Annotated in this window: 18 protein-coding genes and 1 CRISPR repeat array; of the genes, 9 read left to right on the forward strand and 9 right to left on the reverse strand. The window is 64.9% G+C overall.

Annotation, left to right across the window (positions count from 1 at the left end):
• Positions 1-140: 140 nt before the first annotated feature.
• The 8 genes from ACIBQ8_RS50865 to ACIBQ8_RS50900 all read right to left on the reverse strand — a co-directional run bounded on the left by ACIBQ8_RS50865 (position 141) and on the right by ACIBQ8_RS50900 (position 6,647).
• On the reverse strand, positions 141-722 hold the full coding sequence (locus tag ACIBQ8_RS50865) for a DinB family protein (protein WP_397195875.1): 582 nt from the start codon (positions 720-722) through the stop codon (positions 141-143).
• Positions 723-764: 42 nt separating this feature from the next.
• Complete coding sequence (locus tag ACIBQ8_RS50870; protein WP_397195876.1) at positions 765-1,526, reverse strand: hypothetical protein; 762 nt, start codon at positions 1,524-1,526, stop codon at positions 765-767.
• A gap of 217 nt (positions 1,527-1,743) precedes the next feature.
• On the reverse strand, positions 1,744-2,652 hold the full coding sequence (locus ACIBQ8_RS50875; RefSeq protein WP_397195877.1) for a phosphotransferase family protein: 909 nt from the start codon (positions 2,650-2,652) through the stop codon (positions 1,744-1,746).
• Entirely contained in the window at positions 2,649-3,338 is a 690-nt protein-coding gene (locus ACIBQ8_RS50880) for a GntR family transcriptional regulator (protein WP_397195878.1), read from the reverse strand. Before ACIBQ8_RS50880 ends, ACIBQ8_RS50875 begins: the two co-directional genes overlap by 4 nt.
• 564 nt (positions 3,339-3,902) lie before the next feature.
• The gene (locus tag ACIBQ8_RS50885; protein ID WP_397195879.1) at positions 3,903-4,466 is read right to left on the reverse strand and encodes a hypothetical protein; all 564 of its coding nucleotides are present in this window, start codon (positions 4,464-4,466) and stop codon (positions 3,903-3,905) included.
• Positions 4,467-4,553: 87 nt separating this feature from the next.
• Positions 4,554-5,123, reverse strand: coding sequence for a hypothetical protein (locus tag ACIBQ8_RS50890; protein WP_397195880.1), 570 nt, complete (start codon positions 5,121-5,123; stop codon positions 4,554-4,556).
• 856 nt (positions 5,124-5,979) lie between these two features.
• A complete protein-coding gene (locus ACIBQ8_RS50895; protein ID WP_397195881.1) occupies positions 5,980-6,252 on the reverse strand; it encodes a hypothetical protein in 273 nt (90 codons plus the stop codon).
• The gene (locus ACIBQ8_RS50900) at positions 6,249-6,647 is read right to left on the reverse strand and encodes a hypothetical protein (RefSeq protein WP_397195882.1); all 399 of its coding nucleotides are present in this window, start codon (positions 6,645-6,647) and stop codon (positions 6,249-6,251) included. The genes ACIBQ8_RS50895 and ACIBQ8_RS50900 overlap by 4 nt, the downstream gene beginning before the upstream one ends.
• A 101-nt stretch (positions 6,648-6,748) precedes the next feature.
• Between ACIBQ8_RS50900 and ACIBQ8_RS50905 the strand changes: the two genes are divergently transcribed.
• The 9 genes from ACIBQ8_RS50905 to cas2 all read left to right on the forward strand — a co-directional run bounded on the left by ACIBQ8_RS50905 (position 6,749) and on the right by cas2 (position 17,932).
• Complete coding sequence (locus ACIBQ8_RS50905) at positions 6,749-8,005, forward strand: multiprotein-bridging factor 1 family protein (RefSeq protein WP_397195883.1); 1,257 nt, start codon at positions 6,749-6,751, stop codon at positions 8,003-8,005.
• Positions 8,002-8,634 (forward strand): 2'-5' RNA ligase family protein, encoded by a 633-nt coding sequence (locus ACIBQ8_RS50910; protein ID WP_397195884.1) that lies wholly within the window; start codon positions 8,002-8,004, stop codon positions 8,632-8,634. The genes ACIBQ8_RS50905 and ACIBQ8_RS50910 overlap by 4 nt, the downstream gene beginning before the upstream one ends.
• 653 nt (positions 8,635-9,287) lie before the next feature.
• Positions 9,288-9,836: a CRISPR direct-repeat array (repeat unit 30 nt; unit sequence GGTCACTCATCACCCTGGAGGGATCGCAAC).
• Between the two features lie 179 nt (positions 9,837-10,015).
• Complete coding sequence (gene cas6, locus ACIBQ8_RS50915; protein WP_397195885.1) at positions 10,016-10,705, forward strand: CRISPR-associated endoribonuclease Cas6; 690 nt, start codon at positions 10,016-10,018, stop codon at positions 10,703-10,705.
• A complete protein-coding gene (locus ACIBQ8_RS50920) occupies positions 10,702-12,117 on the forward strand; it encodes a hypothetical protein (RefSeq protein ID WP_397195886.1) in 1,416 nt (471 codons plus the stop codon). The genes cas6 and ACIBQ8_RS50920 overlap by 4 nt, the downstream gene beginning before the upstream one ends.
• A complete protein-coding gene (cas7i, locus tag ACIBQ8_RS50925; RefSeq protein WP_397195887.1) occupies positions 12,117-13,181 on the forward strand; it encodes a type I-B CRISPR-associated protein Cas7/Cst2/DevR in 1,065 nt (354 codons plus the stop codon). Before ACIBQ8_RS50920 ends, cas7i begins: the two co-directional genes overlap by 1 nt.
• A gap of 5 nt (positions 13,182-13,186) precedes the next feature.
• Positions 13,187-16,201, forward strand: coding sequence for a CRISPR-associated helicase Cas3' (cas3, locus tag ACIBQ8_RS50930; protein ID WP_397195888.1), 3,015 nt, complete (start codon positions 13,187-13,189; stop codon positions 16,199-16,201).
• Positions 16,198-16,689, forward strand: coding sequence for a CRISPR-associated protein Cas4 (locus ACIBQ8_RS50935; protein ID WP_397195889.1), 492 nt, complete (start codon positions 16,198-16,200; stop codon positions 16,687-16,689). The genes cas3 and ACIBQ8_RS50935 overlap by 4 nt, the downstream gene beginning before the upstream one ends.
• Entirely contained in the window at positions 16,686-17,666 is a 981-nt protein-coding gene (gene cas1b, locus ACIBQ8_RS50940; protein WP_397195890.1) for a type I-B CRISPR-associated endonuclease Cas1b, read from the forward strand. The genes ACIBQ8_RS50935 and cas1b overlap by 4 nt, the downstream gene beginning before the upstream one ends.
• Positions 17,667-17,668: 2 nt before the next feature.
• A complete protein-coding gene (gene cas2 / locus ACIBQ8_RS50945) occupies positions 17,669-17,932 on the forward strand; it encodes a CRISPR-associated endonuclease Cas2 (RefSeq protein ID WP_397195891.1) in 264 nt (87 codons plus the stop codon).
• 112 nt (positions 17,933-18,044) lie between these two features.
• Here cas2 and ACIBQ8_RS50950 read toward each other — a convergent pair.
• Positions 18,045-18,268, reverse strand: a 224-nt coding sequence (locus ACIBQ8_RS50950; RefSeq protein WP_397195892.1) for a hypothetical protein, incomplete at its 5' end; no start/stop codon positions are given.

Consider the following 18,268-nt stretch of genomic DNA (forward strand, 5'->3'; position numbering starts at 1 on the left):
CCACCCGGTACGACAAACTCGCCGTCCGCTACGAAGCCACCGTCCACATCGCCGCCATCAACGACTGGCTCACGATCCTTTGAGACACGGCCTAGTGCGGTGACCGCTAACGTTCACCGGGTTCAGTGACCTGCGGCCGGTCAGTCGTCGTTGACCAGCCACTGCCGTCCGTCGATCAGCTCCCGGACCGCGTCGAGCTGTCCGGCGTGCGTCGCAGTGTCGACGATCACGTGCATCAGCACTTCGCGCAAAGACCCCAGCCGCCATGACCCCGAACCGAACATCTTCGTCGGCCACCAGGCCGGCACGGCATCGATCGCCGTCGCCCCGATGACCATGTTCGACTGCTCGATCGTCCGTCGATACCGCGCGAGCACGTCCGCACCAGAGAACTCCTCGGGGACCTTCCAACCGAACTCGCCGACCACGAGCGTGTCGATGACCTGGCGATCGGCGGTCATCGCGGCGCGAAACCAAAGCGCCTCGGACCAGGTCAAATGGTGCACCAGGTCGCGGGGCGACCAACCGGACGGCAGCACCACCTGGCGTAGTTGCTCCTCGCCAAGGCCGTCCAGGATGCCCAGGACGTGCTTGCGCTGCGAGTCCAGGTAACCGACCAGTGTTTCGCGCTCCACGGCCTTGCCCTCCCCGCGATATTTGCCGACGTCAGACCATACAACAACGAGATCGGCAACCGCGTGGATCAACGTGAGCGCGGTCAAGCCGGTGCGTTGTCCACCCGGTGAACGTTCATGGTCACCGCATTAGCTGTCGCACCCGCGGTGAGGCGGCCGGCCGTATCTCCACAGGAGGTAACCGAGCGGTAGCACGAGCACCAGCAGCCGAACAGGGGCATCGCGGAGGCCGTCGAACTGGAGTTGGTGCAGCAGGCCGGCGCGCAGGGATTCGTCCCCGGTGAGGAGAGGGGCGAGGGCCACCAGCCCGTACACCACCAGGGCGTCCATGACGGTCGTCAACGCGCGCCGCCCAGAGATCGGCAGCGCGGGGGAGTTCGATGCGAGCAGCACCAGCAGGGCAGCCGCCAGCAGGCACAACTCCCAGAGTCCCCAGCCGCCGGACAGAGCCTCGAACCAGTCCTGGGTGAACATGGGCAGTGAGCCCGAGCAGATGCTGTCCCCCTGGTAGTCGGCCGAGAGCGGCCGGGCGAGCGCGATCAGCGCCAGCATCCAGGCGGCACGCGGTCCTGCCGTCGCCGAATGCCGCCGCATCAGGGCGACCAGGACGGCCAGCACGGGCACGGCCCAGGTCGTTGCAAGTTCGGTGAGTGTGGCGAGGTCGTCGCGCAGCGGTAGGAACGGCGAGTGGTCGATCGCGTCGTACGGACGTACGCAGCTCACTACGCCCTCGGTGAAGCCTTCGTAGTGCAACTGCGCGAGGTACTGCTCGGGCACGTAGGCGGCCGTGAACAGGGAGGACCAGTCGAAGCTGGTCTTCCAGGTGTCCCAGGTGGGGTAGGCCGCAGTGGCGAGGGCCGCCAGCCAGGCTAACGGGGCTGAGGGTGACACGTCAGGGGCTCCTTTTGCTTCTGGCGCACCCTATCGGTGATCTTGAGCGACGAGAGCTGAGGCTGCTGGAAAGGGGCCTTGCATCCCTACGACTGACAGCCGTCACAACATGTCGGATGCGGCACGTGAGCCCCGGACATCGACCTTGATTGTCGAGTAAGTGGCACCCGTACTGAGCTCCTGTGGGGCGGTCATCTCCCGGCCCAGGACATGGACCTTAGAAAGCACGCCAGCGGCGAGGTGCGTCGGGATTCCGCAGCGAGTTCATGCGATTGTGGAACTCCCGGGCTATGGCCGCGTCTTCGTTGACGTTCTGCATGAGCCACGTCGTCATTTTCAGCTCATTGATGTCTCTGAGCACCGGGTAGCCTTCCCAGGCCAGAACATCGAATCCGTACCGCTCCGCGAACCGGTCATATTCGGTTCGCGTTCCCCAGCCGACCGTGTGCTCGATGGCGGTGACTGCGAGGTCCGTCTCCGGTGGGCCGAATGCGAAGCGCTCGAAGTCGATGAGCAGGACCCTTCCGTCGACGGTTCGGATGAGATTCTCGTTGTGCGCGTCACCATGAACCGCGCACGGCGTGAGAGGGAAAGCCAGTTCGTCGTACGCGCTTTGCAGCTCACGTCGGCGCGTCAGCAGGAAGTCTCGATCCTCGTCGGTGAGGACAGACGCCGCGTTGATGCGTTCGGAGACGCGGCTGAGGATGTCCATCGCCGGCAGCTCCAGGTCGGCGGGGACGGCCAGGCCGTGGAGTTCGCGCAGGACGCCGGCCAGGTCGTCGAGGGTCGCGGGCGAGCCGCTGTCGGGGATGAGGTGCCAGAGCGTTACCGGGTGACCTCTGACGATGAGCGGTTGGTCGTGCGCCGTCGTTCTCGCCGCCGGTATCCCGGAGTCGTTCAGCCAGGCCGAGACGGCTACTTCCTTGTGTACGTCGTCCAGCACCTCGACGCTGCGCGCGATCCTGACGACCACCTGCTCGGCGGGGAGTGCGAACAGAGCGTTCTCGCCGAGGCGGATCAGGCGGGCGTCCTGGCTGGCCAGTCCTGTGCTCTCACAGGTCTCGTGCAGGGTCGCCAGTGCTTCCGTGGTGGTGAAGGGGATCGAGGGCGTCTGGGATACGGTCACGTGTCACCTTCGGCTCGTGATTTGACGACGCGGCCCATACCGGGCCTTTTCTCGATGACTCCTTCCGCTTCCAGCAACGCGAAGGCGCGCCTGATGGTGATGCGGCCGACGCCGCGTTCCTGGGCGAGTGCGTTCTCTCCGGGCAGGACGGACCCCACAGCGAGCTTGCCTGTGGAGATGTCCTGCCGGAACTCGGCGGCGACCACGTCGGCCCGGGTGCGCGCGTGCTCGGGGCCGCCGACGAACCAGCCCTTTCCGTGGACGGCTGTGATGAGCCGTTCGCCGGCCAGGAGTTGCAGCGCCTGGCGGGCCGTGCCCTTCGACACCCCGAACTCCTCCGCTGTTGCGGCCTCTCCGGGCAATTGCTGGCCAGGCACCAGCTCGCCGTTCTCGATGCGCCCTCGGAGCGTCTCGGCGATCGACTCGTACTGTGTTGATGCTGCCCGCGGGGCTGTGGGGTCCTCGCTCTTCACGCGCCGGCCACGGCCGGCCTCGCTGGTCACCATCCCCGAGCGTTCCAGCTCGGCGACCGCCTGACGTACGGTCCCTCTCGCCACGCCGTACGTGCTGGCGAGGGTGGATTCGGAGGGCAGCATGGCACCGGCCGGCAGGTCACCTTGGAGGATGCGATTGCGGATGTCCTCTGCAATTCGGACGTAGATACGGGCGTCCTTCGCCTTGCTCATCGCGCTCCCTCGCCGAGGCACAGTGTCTCTAGGGTAGGGCGGGGGACATGTCCACTGGCGAAGCTTCGCAGGCCATGTCACCCCTTGGTCTTTCCCTACGCGCGGCGAGGGAACGCCGTACGGAACCAGCTTGTTCAGCTGGTGGTAGGCGTCGATCTTGTCGGGCTTGCCGCGCAATCCGCAGAACCCTCCATCCCAGCATCCAAGCCCATGACCCCTCGCTGGCCATCGCGGCCACGGCGGCTCGCACTTTGCCGCGGAACACCGCAGATTGAATCAGCTCTCTTGTTCCAAGGGCTGGGCAGACAGCACGCCGACGGCCCTCACCCGCACCTGACCAGCAGATCTAGACGGTCGCCGTGTAATTTCGCGAGTCGGCGTTGCGGTACTGGTTGCTGTACAGCAGACCTCAGCCCTTGGGCTCGGTGGCAAGGGCCGACGAAGTCCGTCCGCGGCAGCCGATCGCCCCAGCCACAACGACGAGTGCCGAAGTGAGCGATCGTCACGGCCTAGAACAGTGACAGCGAAGCAACTACATGCGCTGAAAGGGCCGAGCCTTCCAAGTCACGAGCCTGATCTACGCACATCGGTGCCGCCATCGTAGACCCTTGCAATCAGCCGATTAAGCTCTCGGTCAGTATCATCTCGCTGTAGATACTTGTCACGGAACGGCGGGTATTGAAAGAGCAGCCACATCGCCTGCCCTTTGGTAAGCCCTAATTCCAGACAGCGACAAGCAATCTGAAACACTTGCGCAGATCGATCGTTGGCTGGTTCGTCATTAAGACGCTCACGAAGCTCCGGATAGGCAGCAAGGTCGAATGAAATTGCAGTGACGGAATCTATCTGCGTTGCGCAGTTAGCCTCCCTTGACTGCATGCCTTGTTTGAGTTGCTCGATTCTTCGCAGTGTTTTGGCCCGTTCTAGCTCGCCACCTGGAGACGGGACGGGAAGCCAAACAATACCTCGCTGATCACAAAGCTTTTGCACCAGATTCTCGGCTCGCCTTGTTTCCAGCGGTCGCACAACCTTCCCCGGCTCGGTGATCCAGTAGATAGCACGCTTCCTGGGCTGATCATATTCCCATTGCCAGACCAACAGTTCGAGAGTTGCCAGATAGTCGAGCATCTCCCCCAAGTGCTCTTGGCGTGCTATGCGGTACGGCGCTCTAGCCATCCTGACTCTCCAATGTAGCCTTGATCAACGCCTCTGCCGTTAAGGACCCATCTGACTGGAACGCAATTTATTGCGCTTCACTTCAGCGATGATTTCATCGGGCGTCTTCGCTGCCGTAAAGATCGATTGATGCTCTTGAGTAAGCGCTTCAAACAGCTCTCGAACCGCCTCTCTCGTAACATCTAACGCACGCTTCTTCACATCGGGCTCAGAGGCCACAAGAAGGAGTTCCATCATAGAAAGTTCCCACTCGCTCAGAATAGAACTCACCGCAACTTCTTGTCCGGTGTAAACTCCACGATTCGGGCTCCACGCAAAAAATGCACTCAACGCAGATGAGACTGCAACAATTACACTTACGCTCGCGAGTAATGGTGTGTTGTCCTGAGTCTGCGGATAGATGAACAAAAGAGGAAGCGTGACCCCGAGCACGATCTCGATTCCACCGAACAGCCGAAACCATACTGTAGAATACTTAGCAAGCCATCTAGATCTCTTTTGATGATGAACAAGTAGTCTAGCTATGATCTGGCCACACTCAGGAAAATTCTTGTCGATCTCCTCATCCCAGATCGATTCCTTGCGCTTCTTTCGCAGCCTTAGCGACATGGGACTCCAGGAGAGGTGTGGCGGAAAGCTCTAGATTACGCGACAACGTTGAAGATCACAGCTGGAGTTGCTCAGCTGGGTCGGTTGATACCTCATGGTGCCTAAAGGCACCTAGGGCTCCTGATCAGCCTGCGACATGCACCTCGCCTTACGGCTCTGCTGGAGCTGGTTGTGCGGCGGGGCGGCTGCGCGGGACCAGCCCGGTCGCCCGCCGCTCATCGGGCGGCGGCCTGAACCCGTATAGAATGTTGTAACCGCGCAGCGGCTACCGGCCCGCCGCCGCAGCATTGGCGCAGCTTAAGAGCTGTTCTCGGTGAACGTCTACACCCAGATCCCGAGTCCCGAGAGCCGCAAGGCACTCGACTGGCTCAATGCTCGCCTTACTAATGGCGATCAAGGCCAGGACCAGGCGTGCTAACGCGGTTGCTGTATGGCACTGCTGCATGGGGATCCAAAAGGCCCTTTCCACGCATCGGAAGGGGCCTTGAGCTGCGAGCCGACGAGGGGAATCGAACCCCTGACCTTCTGTTTACAGGGAATTGCTCTGGTTGCGGTTCACGCGGAGTGCTTCCCCGGCATTGCCCGGCCACGTTGCTTGGGATGGGCAGCCACCCGATCCCGAGCCTTCCGCTTGTGCTCGTCCTCATGGAGGATGAGCAACGCCTGCCAGACGGACCGTGCGTGCTGGTACAGCCCTCTGGCCGTCTCCTCATACTGGCCTGCAGGGGTGCGTCGGAGGATCAGGAACTGCCCGCCCTGGCAGGCCCACTCAAGAGCACCGCAACATGAGGTCTCCGTGATGCGGATGCGGTCCCTCGGAGGACGCAGGTACGGCTCCCACTCAGGTACGGGCTCGTCAGGAGGCTGGGTCATGCTCCGGTTCCCCTGCGCCGTACTGCCTCACGTACTGGTAGACCTTGCGACGGCTCCGCTGCCAGGTGCACTTGTAGGCGAGCTGCAGAGGTGAGTCAGCGACCAGCTCGCGCAGGACTCCGTAGGCGACTTCGCCGGCCGTCAGCTTGGGCAGCGGCCTGGCATGCCATAGACCTGTGGCGTCGCACCAGACGTAGAAGCGCCTGAACGCACCGCGCAGATCAAGCTCACATGCCTGCTCAAGCGTCGACGTCATGCCGGCCGCCCCTGCAGTTGGCGAGCCGGATGGATGTGCGGAGGTCCTGCAGCGTTCTCGACGTTGCCGATCAGAGTCGACTGCCAGGCCAAGGCCGCCGCGAGTGCGATCGCGTCCTCGCACCTGACGATGCGCATGACCCCCTCCGCCACCAGCTCGACGGTCAGAGACCGGTTCGGCACGGCGGTCCACCACAGCCTCTCCGTGGAGTCGAGCTCCAGGGCGATGTCCCAGGCCGGATAGGTGCCGCGCAGTACGGAGAGCTGGCGGTCCCGCAAGTCCTGTATGAGCGCCGCCAGTGCGGAGGCTTGGCGAACGCTCTGAGCCGTGGCCCTCAGCAGCTCGTCCAGCCCGGCTTTGGTGTCGGCGTCTAGGTGATTCGTGTCCCAGTACACGAATCCATCACAACGCTGAGTAACGACGCGTAGACAGATGTGATTGGGGGACACTGGGGGCGGCGACCGTGTCCCCCAACTCGGTGGTGAGGTGCGACGGCATGCTGGAACAGCCCAGAGCTCCCCGGTGGGCCGAACGCATTCGCGATGAGCGACGTCAGCGCGGCTGGTCACAGAAACAACTGGCCAGACACCTGTTCCTGGCGGCGGGCGAGGAGATCGCCTTGCCCGAGTTCGACTCGGTCGTCCGCAGAATCAAAGATCACGAGGCGGGCAACAGCCGTCCTAAGGACCCCTACCCCTTGCTGTACTGCCGTGTGTTCGGCATGGACGAGGCTGTCCTCTTCGACCGTGATGGCGAGTTGGTGGGGACGCTGCCGACCAGCGGTGACCTGATCGAGCACGCAGCCTGGATCGAGCAGACCAACGTCGGCAACAGCACCATCGCCCTGATCGACGAAACCCGCTACCACCTGACGCAGCGCCACACCCAGACCGCACCCGCGCCACTGCTCGCCGACGTGCTGCGCCTGCACCGACGAGTGCTGGCGCTCCTACGGGGTGGCAAGCAGCGGCTTAACCAGACACGTGAGCTGTACCGGATCGACGCCGAACTCCTCGCCCACGCCTGCATCCTGCTAGGCGACCTGTACGACGACGAAGCGGCCACCGTCCACGGTAGAGCCGCCCTCCTGTCCGCCCAAGAGGCCGGCGCGAGCGAGGCCGCGGCATTGAGCGCCCAGGCCAAGACCGAGCGTTGGCGATGCCGCTACGCCGTCTCTGCCGACGCGGCCAGACGCGGCTACGAATGCAGCCCACCCACACCTCTGCGAGTACTCCTGGCCAGCCAGGAAGCGAATGCCGCAAGCCTGCTCGGCGACTTCGACCGAGCCCGAGAAGCCCTTCACCGAGCGGACGAGGCAGCCGGTGCCGTGGCCAGCGACTCCGGCGTGACGCCCTGGTCGTGCCCAGCACCAAGGCGGGCACTGTACGCCCTGTCGGTGGCGCTTCAAGCCAGCGATCATGCCGCGGCACTGCAGGCGGCAGCGGCGGCCGACGACGCATGGGCCAACGGCGCTCCCTGGGTGGCCGGCACCTGGGCACAAGTCCGCTTCGGCGCAGGGATCGCATACGTGATGATGGAGGACCTGGACGCCGCCGCCGAACAGGTCACGCCCGCCCTGTCCCTGCCGCCCGAACACCGACTGTCCACGATCACCAACTATCTGGTGCGGATGGATGCTCGATTGGCCGCCCCCCGGTTCCGCGGCTCGGATATGGTGACCACGCTGCGCGAACAGATCAAGACGTTCAACTCCGCTCGGGCTCTGCCCGCCCCTGTCGAGGAGGATGCGTGAGCCCGTTGCCGACGCGGATGGTGAACCGCTGGGAGAAGCGACGAGCGCTCATGCTGCCGCCAGGCCAGGGCCAGCTCTACTGGCATGTCCTCCTGGGAGAGGACCCCGAAGCGCAGGCCATCGTCCAAGAGGCTCACGACCGCCTGGCCGGCCTGCCCGGCCTCGACCTGGTGCCGCAGAAGTTCATCCACCTCACCACGTTGGTCGCCGGCTACTCACACGAGATCACCGATCATCAGGTGAACGTGATGGCTGAGGAGGCCACGACTCAACTCTCCCGGATCGCGCCCATCACTGTCTCGCTGGGGCGTGTGCTCTACCACCCGGAGGCGGTGGTCCTGGAGGCGCGGCCGGCGGACCGTCTTAGGCCCCTGTTGGAAGCAGCCAAGTTCGCCACACGGGCGGCCACCGGCCACGATGGCGCTCTTGCTCATGCAGCATGGATCCCGCACGTCACTGTTGCCTACAGCACCGCTGATGGTCCGGCGGCTCCGATCATTACGGCGCTAGGCAAGCAACTCCCCGAGCGTGACGTCACCATCCGTAGTATCCACATCGTCAATCAGGATGGCCCGGAGACCGTTTGGGACTGGCGTCCGTTGGCGCAAGTGCGACTCGGGGCCGCATGAGGGCGTCGACGTGATCGCGTGACTGCTGGCGACCTTCTCTTTTCAGCCCCATGATCCATCAATTGACTCGCCGCTCATCTCCCGCCTGATTGCTCTAGAAGCACCCTCGTGGAGCAGTCGTCGCACCCTTCACGCGGATCTCTGTGAGGTAGGTCGCGGCTGCGATGCACCAAGGCATCATGGTCAGCCCCCCGCGGCATGGAGCGTAAGTTCGCAGGCGGGAACCACTGATGGTTGCTGAGCTGCCGACGGGGAACCGTGCCCATGGCCGAGCGCGGTTCGGATTATTGCACGCGTGCCTATTTAGAGGAGCGGCGGAACCTGGCCATACCCGTGGAACGGGGGGAGATCGGCGATAAGCCGGAGGGCGCCTGTACTTAGGGGCGTCCTGTATCGGCGCAAGCACTCAGATCACGTGTTGACCGCCAGGAGTCCGCCTTCGCAGAGGTGGCCCCCAGCGCGCCTCCCGCCGAGCGGTGATTCTGCGGAATACTGCGGCATTCTGCTGAGCGGCTGCGTCTGTTGTGCGGGCTAGCTTCGACAAGACTCCGCCTGCCCAAGATGCCCCATGACAGCCATTATGCGGATTCCGCGGATGGCAACCGGAGTCAGCGTTAAATACTCTTGCAGAGGCGCACTTTGGGCGATGTCTATGCGGGTCGCCTCCCTGAAGGGATCGCAACGCGATGATGCGTTCGAGCGTGGCGACGGCAGTGGTCACCCATCACCCTGGAGGGATCGCAACCCACTTGATCATGATCGGAACGCTAGTGGTCCCCCGGTTACTCATCACCCTGGAGGGATCGCAACACGCTCACCGTCCGGGCTGAGGACTTGGACACGTTGGCTAGGTCACTCATCACCCTGGAGGGATCGCAACACGCCTACCAGCGCGGCGACACCTTCAGCCTCGACGGGGTCACTCATCACCCTGGAGGGATCGCAACGCGCGCGTACATCTGCCACGTGGACGGCCAGTCCTGGGGTCACTCATCACCCTGGAGGGATCGCAACTGCATTAGGAAATCGAGGGTGAGACGCGGCAGGTGGTCACTCATCACCCTGGAGGGATCGCAACGCCGGTGGGTGGATGCGCACGAGTGGATCGTGGGGTCACTCATCACCCTGGAGGGATCGCAACCTGGAACCGATGATCAGGACCCGGTACAGCTGGTCACTCATCACCCTGGAGGGATCGCAACTGAGCGTCGGCCATGCGACTGAAAAAGTGCTGGCCAAGATCCACCCGTCACGTTCCTCGGGACAGACTTGATCTCCCTGATTGGCACTTCGGTATCAAGTTGACGGGAGCTCCGAAAAATGTCGGGGCTTGCTGGTACTACTAAGTCCGTGTTTGGCGACCCTCTTGGGGAGGTGCTAAGTGCGGTTTCGCGTTGATGTTGCGGCTGGCGTGCCGGTGGTGCCCTGGTGTGATGTTCACGGGGCTGCCAGGGCGGTTGTCTACGGCCTGATTAACCAGCAGGACGTAGGGGTGGCGGCGCAGTTGCACGATGCCGGCTGGGATGGCAGCTCGCTTCGTCCGTTGGGGGTTTCTCCTCCTGTGTTCTCCGGCGCTCGGCGGCTGTCGGGCGCGTACGCAGCATCGCCTGACGGGACGATCTGGATGGGCTCTCCGGTGCCGCGGATAGCTGCGTGCCTGCTCGCCGGGGTGGCAGGCCGACGGGAGATCGCCTGGGGTTCGGTGACGTTGTCCGTCAAAGGTGTTCAGCTGGATCCCGCGGCGGACCATTCTGGCGGGGTCACGGTTTTTGAGACGGTTTCGCCGGTTTTGGTGAAACGCGAGGATTTATACCTGGTTCCCGACGATGTCCATTTTCAGGAGCGACTAGCGCATAATCTCCGACATAAGGCAGACGTTCTTGGGCTGCCGAACGAGGTCGAGGTGGAAGTGCTCGATTCCGGTCCGCGTCGCCGATTCGATGTGCCGAAGGGATTCCGCATAGGGTCGACTGCGCGCGTGCGGGTGGCGGCGGCACCACAGTTGTTGGACGCGCTGTATGAGTGGGGACTGGGGCTGTCCACCGTGGAGGGGTTCGGGTGGATCAGATGAGCGCCACGCAGGCGCCGACGTCCTCGTTACGGCTTACGGAGCATCCGCTGCAACGCTGCGGGGCGTGGGCGGTGGCCGTACTCGCCGGTTGTGAGCGGGTCGAGCAGGTCACCGCGGAGCTGCTCGATGGCGTGATTGAGCGGCTCGTCGAAGATGTGGTTGAGGCGGCCGTCGCCCAGCAGGGAAGTGGCGCCTACGACTGGTGGAAGGTGCTGTTCGCGCTCTACCCCAACTCCAAGCCGACCCATGCCAAGCGGGAGAAGGACCGCATGGCCCTGAGTCGGGAGATAACCGTGCTGTTCTCCCTGGATGAGAAGAACGGGTCTGCTCGGACCTGCGTGTTTTGCGGGCAGCCGAGCGGGGTGTTGTGGGCGAAGTCGACGCTGCCGATGTTCGATTCGATCCGGGCGCTGAATACTTTGCCGCCTGGGTCGGCGGGCTGGCCGGTGTGCCAGGGGTGTCGGGTGGCGTTGTGGGCGCTGCCGTATGGCGCCTGGCTGACGGCGGGCTCGGCGACCGTGTTGATGTGCGACAACCTGCAGGTCGAGCGGCAGTTCGTGGAACGGAATGTGCGCCGGGCCAGGCGGATACGTCAGCTCGGCTTCGATGGGTTACCGGCGACGGCAGGACCGGAGGCGGTTACCTTGCAGGCGTTGCGTGAGCATGCCGGGGACGCGCCGGCGGCGACCAGCTTGTGGATGTTCAAGAACGACAACCAGGAGCCGTGGCTTCGGGTGTCAGGGACACGGACGGGCATGGCCCGGTTCGTGCATCGGATGCTGGCCGACCCCGACTGCGCCAAGGGCTGGCGGGATCTGTGCCGGGCGCTGGAGCGCCGGAACCGGCAGGGCAAGGCAGCAGTGGACGGGGCGACGGTAGCCGCTCGGTTGCTGTTTGACCGCGAGGGGGAGCGGTCGGATCGACTGCCCATGGAGTTGCGGGCGCAGTCGGGAGATTGGGAGAAGCTTTCACAGCTCACGCTGGTGAGGTGGCGGGCCTTGTGCCGCCTGTATGCGGAGGTGATGTACGAGATGGACTCCGACCGGCTTGAGCCTGTCGCGGAACTGCTGGCGAGCTGGATCGCCCAGGAATCACATCGTGGCAGGTTCAATGAGTACTGCCGCGCCGCCGGCAACGGATATCAACTGCACCGACTGCTGATGACGACGAGCGCCAGCTTGCGTCTGCGTGGTGTGCCACAAAAGGCATTGGACTCCGCGACGCTGACCGACCTGTTGGCGAACGGCTCCAGGGGCTGGCTCGATCGTGCGCTGCTCTTCTTCGAGGTCAGCGCGAAGTTGGACGCGAAGCGGGTGCCCATCGGAGCCCAAAAGGGCGATGACGAATCGGAGGTCGACGGCGAGATCGGGTTCGGCAAGACGAGCGACGATGAGAGCGGGGAGTACGCCTGATGGCTTATCTGGCTGGGAAAATAGCGCTGGCCGTCAGCGCGGGCGCGCCGAACAACGGTCGTGGTGAGAACACCACGACCACGCCGGTCAAGAAGGCCCGTGTCCGCGGCCAGTGGTATCCGTACGTGTCGGCCCAGGCCTTTCGCCGGTGGTTGCGCGACACGATGACCGGCATGGGCATGGTCGCCTCGCCCACCGAGCGGGTGGGCAAGGCGCAAGGCAAGGCGCAGAAGGCCAACACCGCGGCCGACCCCATCCGGTACGCCGACGACGATCTGTTCGGCTACATGAAGGCGGGTGCCAAGAGCGCCGATGAGGCCACCACCCTGCGGGACACGCCGTTCATGGTCGGCACCTTCATGTCGGTGGAGCCGGCCCGTCCGACTGAGGACTTCGGCGTCATGTCGCGCGGGGTTGAGGACCCCGTGCTGCACGGGCACGAGTTCTACACCGCGGACCTGGTCGCGCCGTTCCTGCTCGACCTTCCTCGGGTGGGCACTTTCACCCTGCCGGCCTCCAATGGCGGCGGCCGGGCGAACTATCTGTCGGCCGAGGCGGCGCTGAGCGTGGCCCAGGCGGTGAGCATGGGCGCCGAGGCGATCACGTTCCGTGGCCATGCCGCAGTGCGGCTGCCGCTGGAGGTGCGCCGGGACCGGGTCGCGATGTTGCTGGACGCGCTGGCCGAACTGACCGGTGGTGCCAAGAAGGCGTTGCATTACGGTGACCGCACGCCGGCGCTGGTGGCTGCGCTGCCGATGGCAGGTGGCGTGAACCCGCTGACGTTCGCGATCGACGGCAGCGCCGACGGCGGTGGGCTGGCGGTGAGCGGCAAGGTACTGCGGCAGGAGCTGCAGGCTTGGCAGGGCCAATGGGAGGCCCCTGTTCGGCTCGGATGGCGGCCCGGTTTCCAGGACAGGAACCGCAAAGAGATCGAGCACGACCTCGCCGATCTGCTCGACGATGGGCAGGTCGTCATCGACCATCCGCGGACGATGCTGCGTGGCCTGGCGGAGGAGATCCGTTCCGGCCAGCACGACGCCTGGTTCGACGACCCGGCCCGGTGAGCCCGGTGAGCAGCGTGCCCGGCCCGATCCAGGCGGTTCGGGTGGATCTGTACGCGCCGGTCGCCTCCTTCCGCGACCCGATGTTCCCAGGCGTCAGCCGATGCCTGCCGGTACCGCCGCCCTCCACTGTTCGCGGCATGCTGGCCGCGGCGACCGGGCGCGTGAGTGAACCGATCACGCTCGGCCTGGCGGCCTCGGCCGACGGGCGGGGCGTGGACGCCGAGACCTATCACCCCATCGCCGCTGATGGCTCCAACCCGGCAGTCGGGGGCCGGGTGGCGGCTGGCAAGGGCGGGATGACCATCCGCGACCGGCCCTTCCTCATTGGGGTGCGGTTGACGATCTGGATTCCCGGCCCGGATGGGGAGCGAATCGGGCAAGCCCTGCGGCAGCCGGTGTGGGGGCTGCGGCTGGGACGTTCTCAAGATCTTGTGCACGTGGTGTCCGTCCGCGAGGTCACCCTGCTGCCTGCCGAGCGGGCCCGGGTGGGGCACGCGCTGGCGCCGGTCGGAGGTCATGAGGCGCCTTTGGCCAGCACGTTAAGGCTGGCTGAAGCGATCAGCGCTGATCGTGGCCGGACGGAGTATCGCAGCTACCAGTGGTGTTCGGAGCCGGCTGGTGAACACGCTGTCGTGGGCGCTTACCGTGACGGGGATCAGGCGGTCTGGCTGAGTTCCCCTGCATCGGTCGATGAGCGCGATCAGCAGTTGTCCCAGGTGCTGGCCAAGTCCGCCAGCGGATCGGGATTGGGACGTCCGGAGCTGCTGACGGAGCACAGTCTCGCTGTTCGAGACGCCACCCGTACGATCGCGGACCGGATCGGCTCGCCGGGCGTGCTGGCCTCCTACCCGAAATTCTGGACCTGGGTGGAGCTCGCCGCGCTGCTGCACGACGCCGGCAAGGTCGCCGAGGGGTTCCAGTACCAGCTGCGTCCCGGGGGACAGAGCTGGGGCGAACGGCATGAAGTGCTCTCCCTCGCCTACGTGGACCTGCTCACCCGCCATCTGGACCCGTACGACCGCAAGATGATCGCTGCCGGGGTGGCCTTTCATCACCGGCCGCTGACCTCGCATCGCGCTGGCGACCTGCGGTCCATGTATCCGCCCGTGGCGGCGTGGGAGCGCAAGTTCGGGCGAGATCCCGCGCCGGTGCTCGGGCGTCCCCGCATCCAGGTACCGGCCGCTCGTCATCGCGCCTGGCTGGCATGGCTCGCGCAGCAACTGGCCACCCCGGTGCCTGCCACCGATCGCCGTCTGTGGGAACTGGCACGTGACGCGTTCGCCCGCTTGCACACCGAGTGGATCAACCCGGTCGGCGACGAGGAAGGGCTGGTCGCCGTTCTGCTGCAAGGCGCGGTCACCCTCGCCGACCACTCCGGTTCGGCGCACGTGCCGTTGCAGACGCACATGCCGCTACCGCGAGAGTTCCTGAGCCGATTGCCGACACCGTACCCGCATCAGCGGCAGGCGGCCGACATCGTGCGGCATCTCATCCTGGTGGCGCCCACGGGGAGCGGCAAGACAGAGGCTGGGCTGGCCTGGGCCTCGCGGCAGCTCGACGACATGCCCGGCCGGCCGCGGCTGGTCTGGCTGCTGCCCTACCGAGCCTCCATCGACGCGGCCCGCGACCGGTTCATCAAAAACCTCGACCCTCCCGCCGGACAGCAGGAGCCGGACATCGGCGTGCTGCACGCCACCGCAGCCCGCACGCTACTGACGCGAGCGGTCGCCGACGAGTGCAGCCCCGGCCCCGCCGACGCCCGTCGGGCTCGTGCTCAGGTCAGGGCGATGCGGCTGTTCAGCCAGCGCGTCAGGGTCGCCACACCGCACCAGCTGCTGCGTGCCGCCATCGCCGGAACCCGCTACTCCAGCGTCCTGCTTGAACAGGCCAACGCCCTGATGGCGCTGGACGAACTGCACGCCTACGACCCGGCCACCTTCGGCCGGATCTGCGCCTGCATGAGGTTGTGGCAGCAACTCGGCACCCGGGTCGCGGTCCTGTCCGCCACCCTCGCCCAGCCGATGATCGACCTGATCCAGGACACCCTCGGCACGGTCGAGGTCCGCCACGCCCCGACAGGCACAGCCCCGGCCCGGCACCAGCTCACGCTCGACGACGATGCGATCGACTCCGAGGCCAGCCGGGAACGCATCCGCACCTGGCTGGCCGAGGGGCAAAGCGTGCTGGTGATCGCCAACACCGTGGCCAAGGCCCAAAAGCTGTTCAGGACGCTCGATCACCCGGACGCGATGCTGCTGCACTCGCGTTTCCGCTCGCGGGACCGCGCTGCGATCGAACGCCGCATCCTCCAGCGCTACCCGGAGCGAGAGTCGGGGGAGACAGCCCCGCGCGGCGGGCTCGTCGTGGCCACCCAGGCGGTAGAAGTCTCCCTCTGCCTGGATTTCGATCGAGGGGTCACCGAATTGGCGCCGATCGAAGCCATCGCCCAGCGAGCCGGCCGCATCAACCGTCGTGGCCGGCACCCTGACGGGCTGGTCGAGTTCCGCGTCCACACCGACGTCATCCCCAATCGCCCCTACGACGAGGGCGCCCTGAACGCCTCCCTCACCGCCCTGACCACGGCGCCAGGGCCGGAGATCTCCGAGGAGACCATCGAAACCTGGCTCGCCATCGCCTACTCCACTCCCTGGGGACAGCGCTGGGCAGCCGAGGCGAAACGCCACCGCGACGAATTCAGCCGGAACTTCCTCTCCTTCCCCGACCCCTTCCACGACCGCAGCGAGTTCGCCGACCGGCTCGACGAAGCCTTCGACACCGTCGAAGTGCTGCTCCGCGATGACCTGGACGACTACCAGGCCGAAGCCGACGAAGACCCGCTCCTAGCTGCGGGCCTGCTCATCCCGATCCGCTACACCCAACTCGCCGCGCTGCGCTCGGCGGGGCGAGCGGAATTCATCAAACGTGATCTTCGTCTATGGGTTATCGATGCTGGCTACGATCCCGTCCTCGGACTAGATCTGAGCCCTCAGCCTGCGGTCCTGCAGGAGACTGTCCTGTGAGCGACATCGGTGGCGTCCACATCAAATACCTGCTGCATTGCCCTCGCCAGCTTTGGCTCTACATGCGCGGCTATCGTCCCGAGCAACGTAGTGATGCCGTTGCCTACGGCGAAGCCGTCGACGACACGACCTACACGCGCAGGCGCGATATCGACCTTGGCGAAGCGAAGATCGACTGGGTGACGACGGGCGCCGTCATCCACGAGACCAAGTCTTCCCGAGCACCAGCAGAGCAGCATGAGGCCCAGGTTCGCCACTACTGCCTTCTGCTCGAACGACGTGGCGTCACCGTCGAGCACGGCACCATCCACTACCCGCTCATCCGCCGCACCGTCACCGTCACCTGGGACAAGCGCGCTCGTACTCTCGCCGAAGACACCGAACGCCAGGCCCAAGCCGTGATCACCCAGTCGGACGCACCACCGAGACTGGACCGTCCCCGCTGCCGCGGCTGCTCCTACATCGACTACTGCTGGGGAGAGTCATGACCGCCGCCTCCCGCACCTACTGGCTCACCCAGCCATGCCGTATCCGGCGCGAAGACAACAGCGTCCGTATCGAAGGTCCCGACCAGACACCCGTACGTGTCCCCATCACCGATATCCGCGACCTGATCGCGTTCGACCACGTCGACATCAACACCTCAGCGATCTCGCTCCTCAGCCGCCACGGCGTCTTGGTCCACATACTTGACCACTACGGAAACTATGCCGGCGCCATCGCCCCCGCAGAAGACACAAGCTCAGCCCATGTTTTGCGCCGCCAGGTCATGCTCGCTGACACGGAAGACAAACGCCTGGACATCGGTCGCGCCCTTATCGTCGCCACAGCCAGCAACGTCCGCTGGGCCCTGGACACCGACCTTCTCGACGCCCCGCTCGCCCGGCTGACCGAACAACTTTCGACCTGCCAGACCAGTGAGCAGCTGATGGGCGCAGAAGGTAACTTCCGGCGCACCGCATGGGCAGTCCTGGACACCATCCTGCCTCCATGGCTTCGCCTCGAAGGTCGCAGCCGTCGGCCGCCCGCCAACGCAGGCAATGCGTTCATCAGCTACGCCAACGCCATCACCTACGCCCGCGTGCTGACCGCGTTGCGTTGCACACCCCTGCATCCAGCCTTGGGCCTCCTTCACGCCGACACCGACCGCCGCCGCAACACCCTGGCCTTGGATCTAGCCGAGCCCTTCAAACCGATATTTGCCGAACGCCTGCTCAAACGTGCCGCCGCTCAGAAGACGCTGCGGCCCAGCGACTTCGAATCCGATGTCGGCAACGCCTCGCTCAGCAGGGAGGGCCGTAAGAAGGTCTCGGAACTCGTTCGCGCAGAACTGGCCACGACCGTCTACCACCGGGCGCTACGCCGGAAGGTCTCCTACGAGGAGCTCATCCATCTCGAAGCGCTCAAACTGGTACGACTCTGCCTAGAGGACGCCCCGTACAAACCGTTCCGGCCCTGGTGGTGACCGTGTTCGTCATCGTCGTCTACGACACCCTCGCCGAACGCAACCCCGCCATTCTCAGGACCTGCCGCCAGTACCTGCACTGGGTGCAACGCAGCGTCTTCCAAGGCGAACTCTCCACCGCTCAGCACCGCAAGTTCGTCAGCGCCATCAAGGCTCAGATAGACCCCAGCTACGACAGCATCCTCATCTACCGAACCCAAGGCCCGCACACCATCCAGACAGACCTCATCGGCCAAGCCCTCGGCAACACCGATCCAATCCTGTGACTTCACCCCTTGTGACCTGGGCTTCTGCACTACCGGCGGACTGCTGCAAAAGGCCGCCTAGCCAACCCAAGAAGCATGCCTGTGACCTGCAGCTTTACTCTCGGGTCACTCATCACCCTGGAGGGATCGCAACCTTGTCCCAGGAGAAGTAGCCGTGGACGCTCTCGTCACTCATCACCCTGGAGGGATCGCAACGCATCACGGTCACAGACAACCAGGCCAAGAGCGAGTCACTCATCACCGGGCCCTGCCCCCGAGGTGTGGACACCTTGAGTACCGGATGATGGAGATCCGGAGACAAGGAGTTCCACGTGGCGATGAAGTCGTATCCGCCGG

This window comes from Nonomuraea sp. NPDC049646 (assembly GCF_044465525.1).
Taxonomy (GTDB): Bacteria; Actinomycetota; Actinomycetes; order Streptosporangiales; family Streptosporangiaceae; genus Nonomuraea.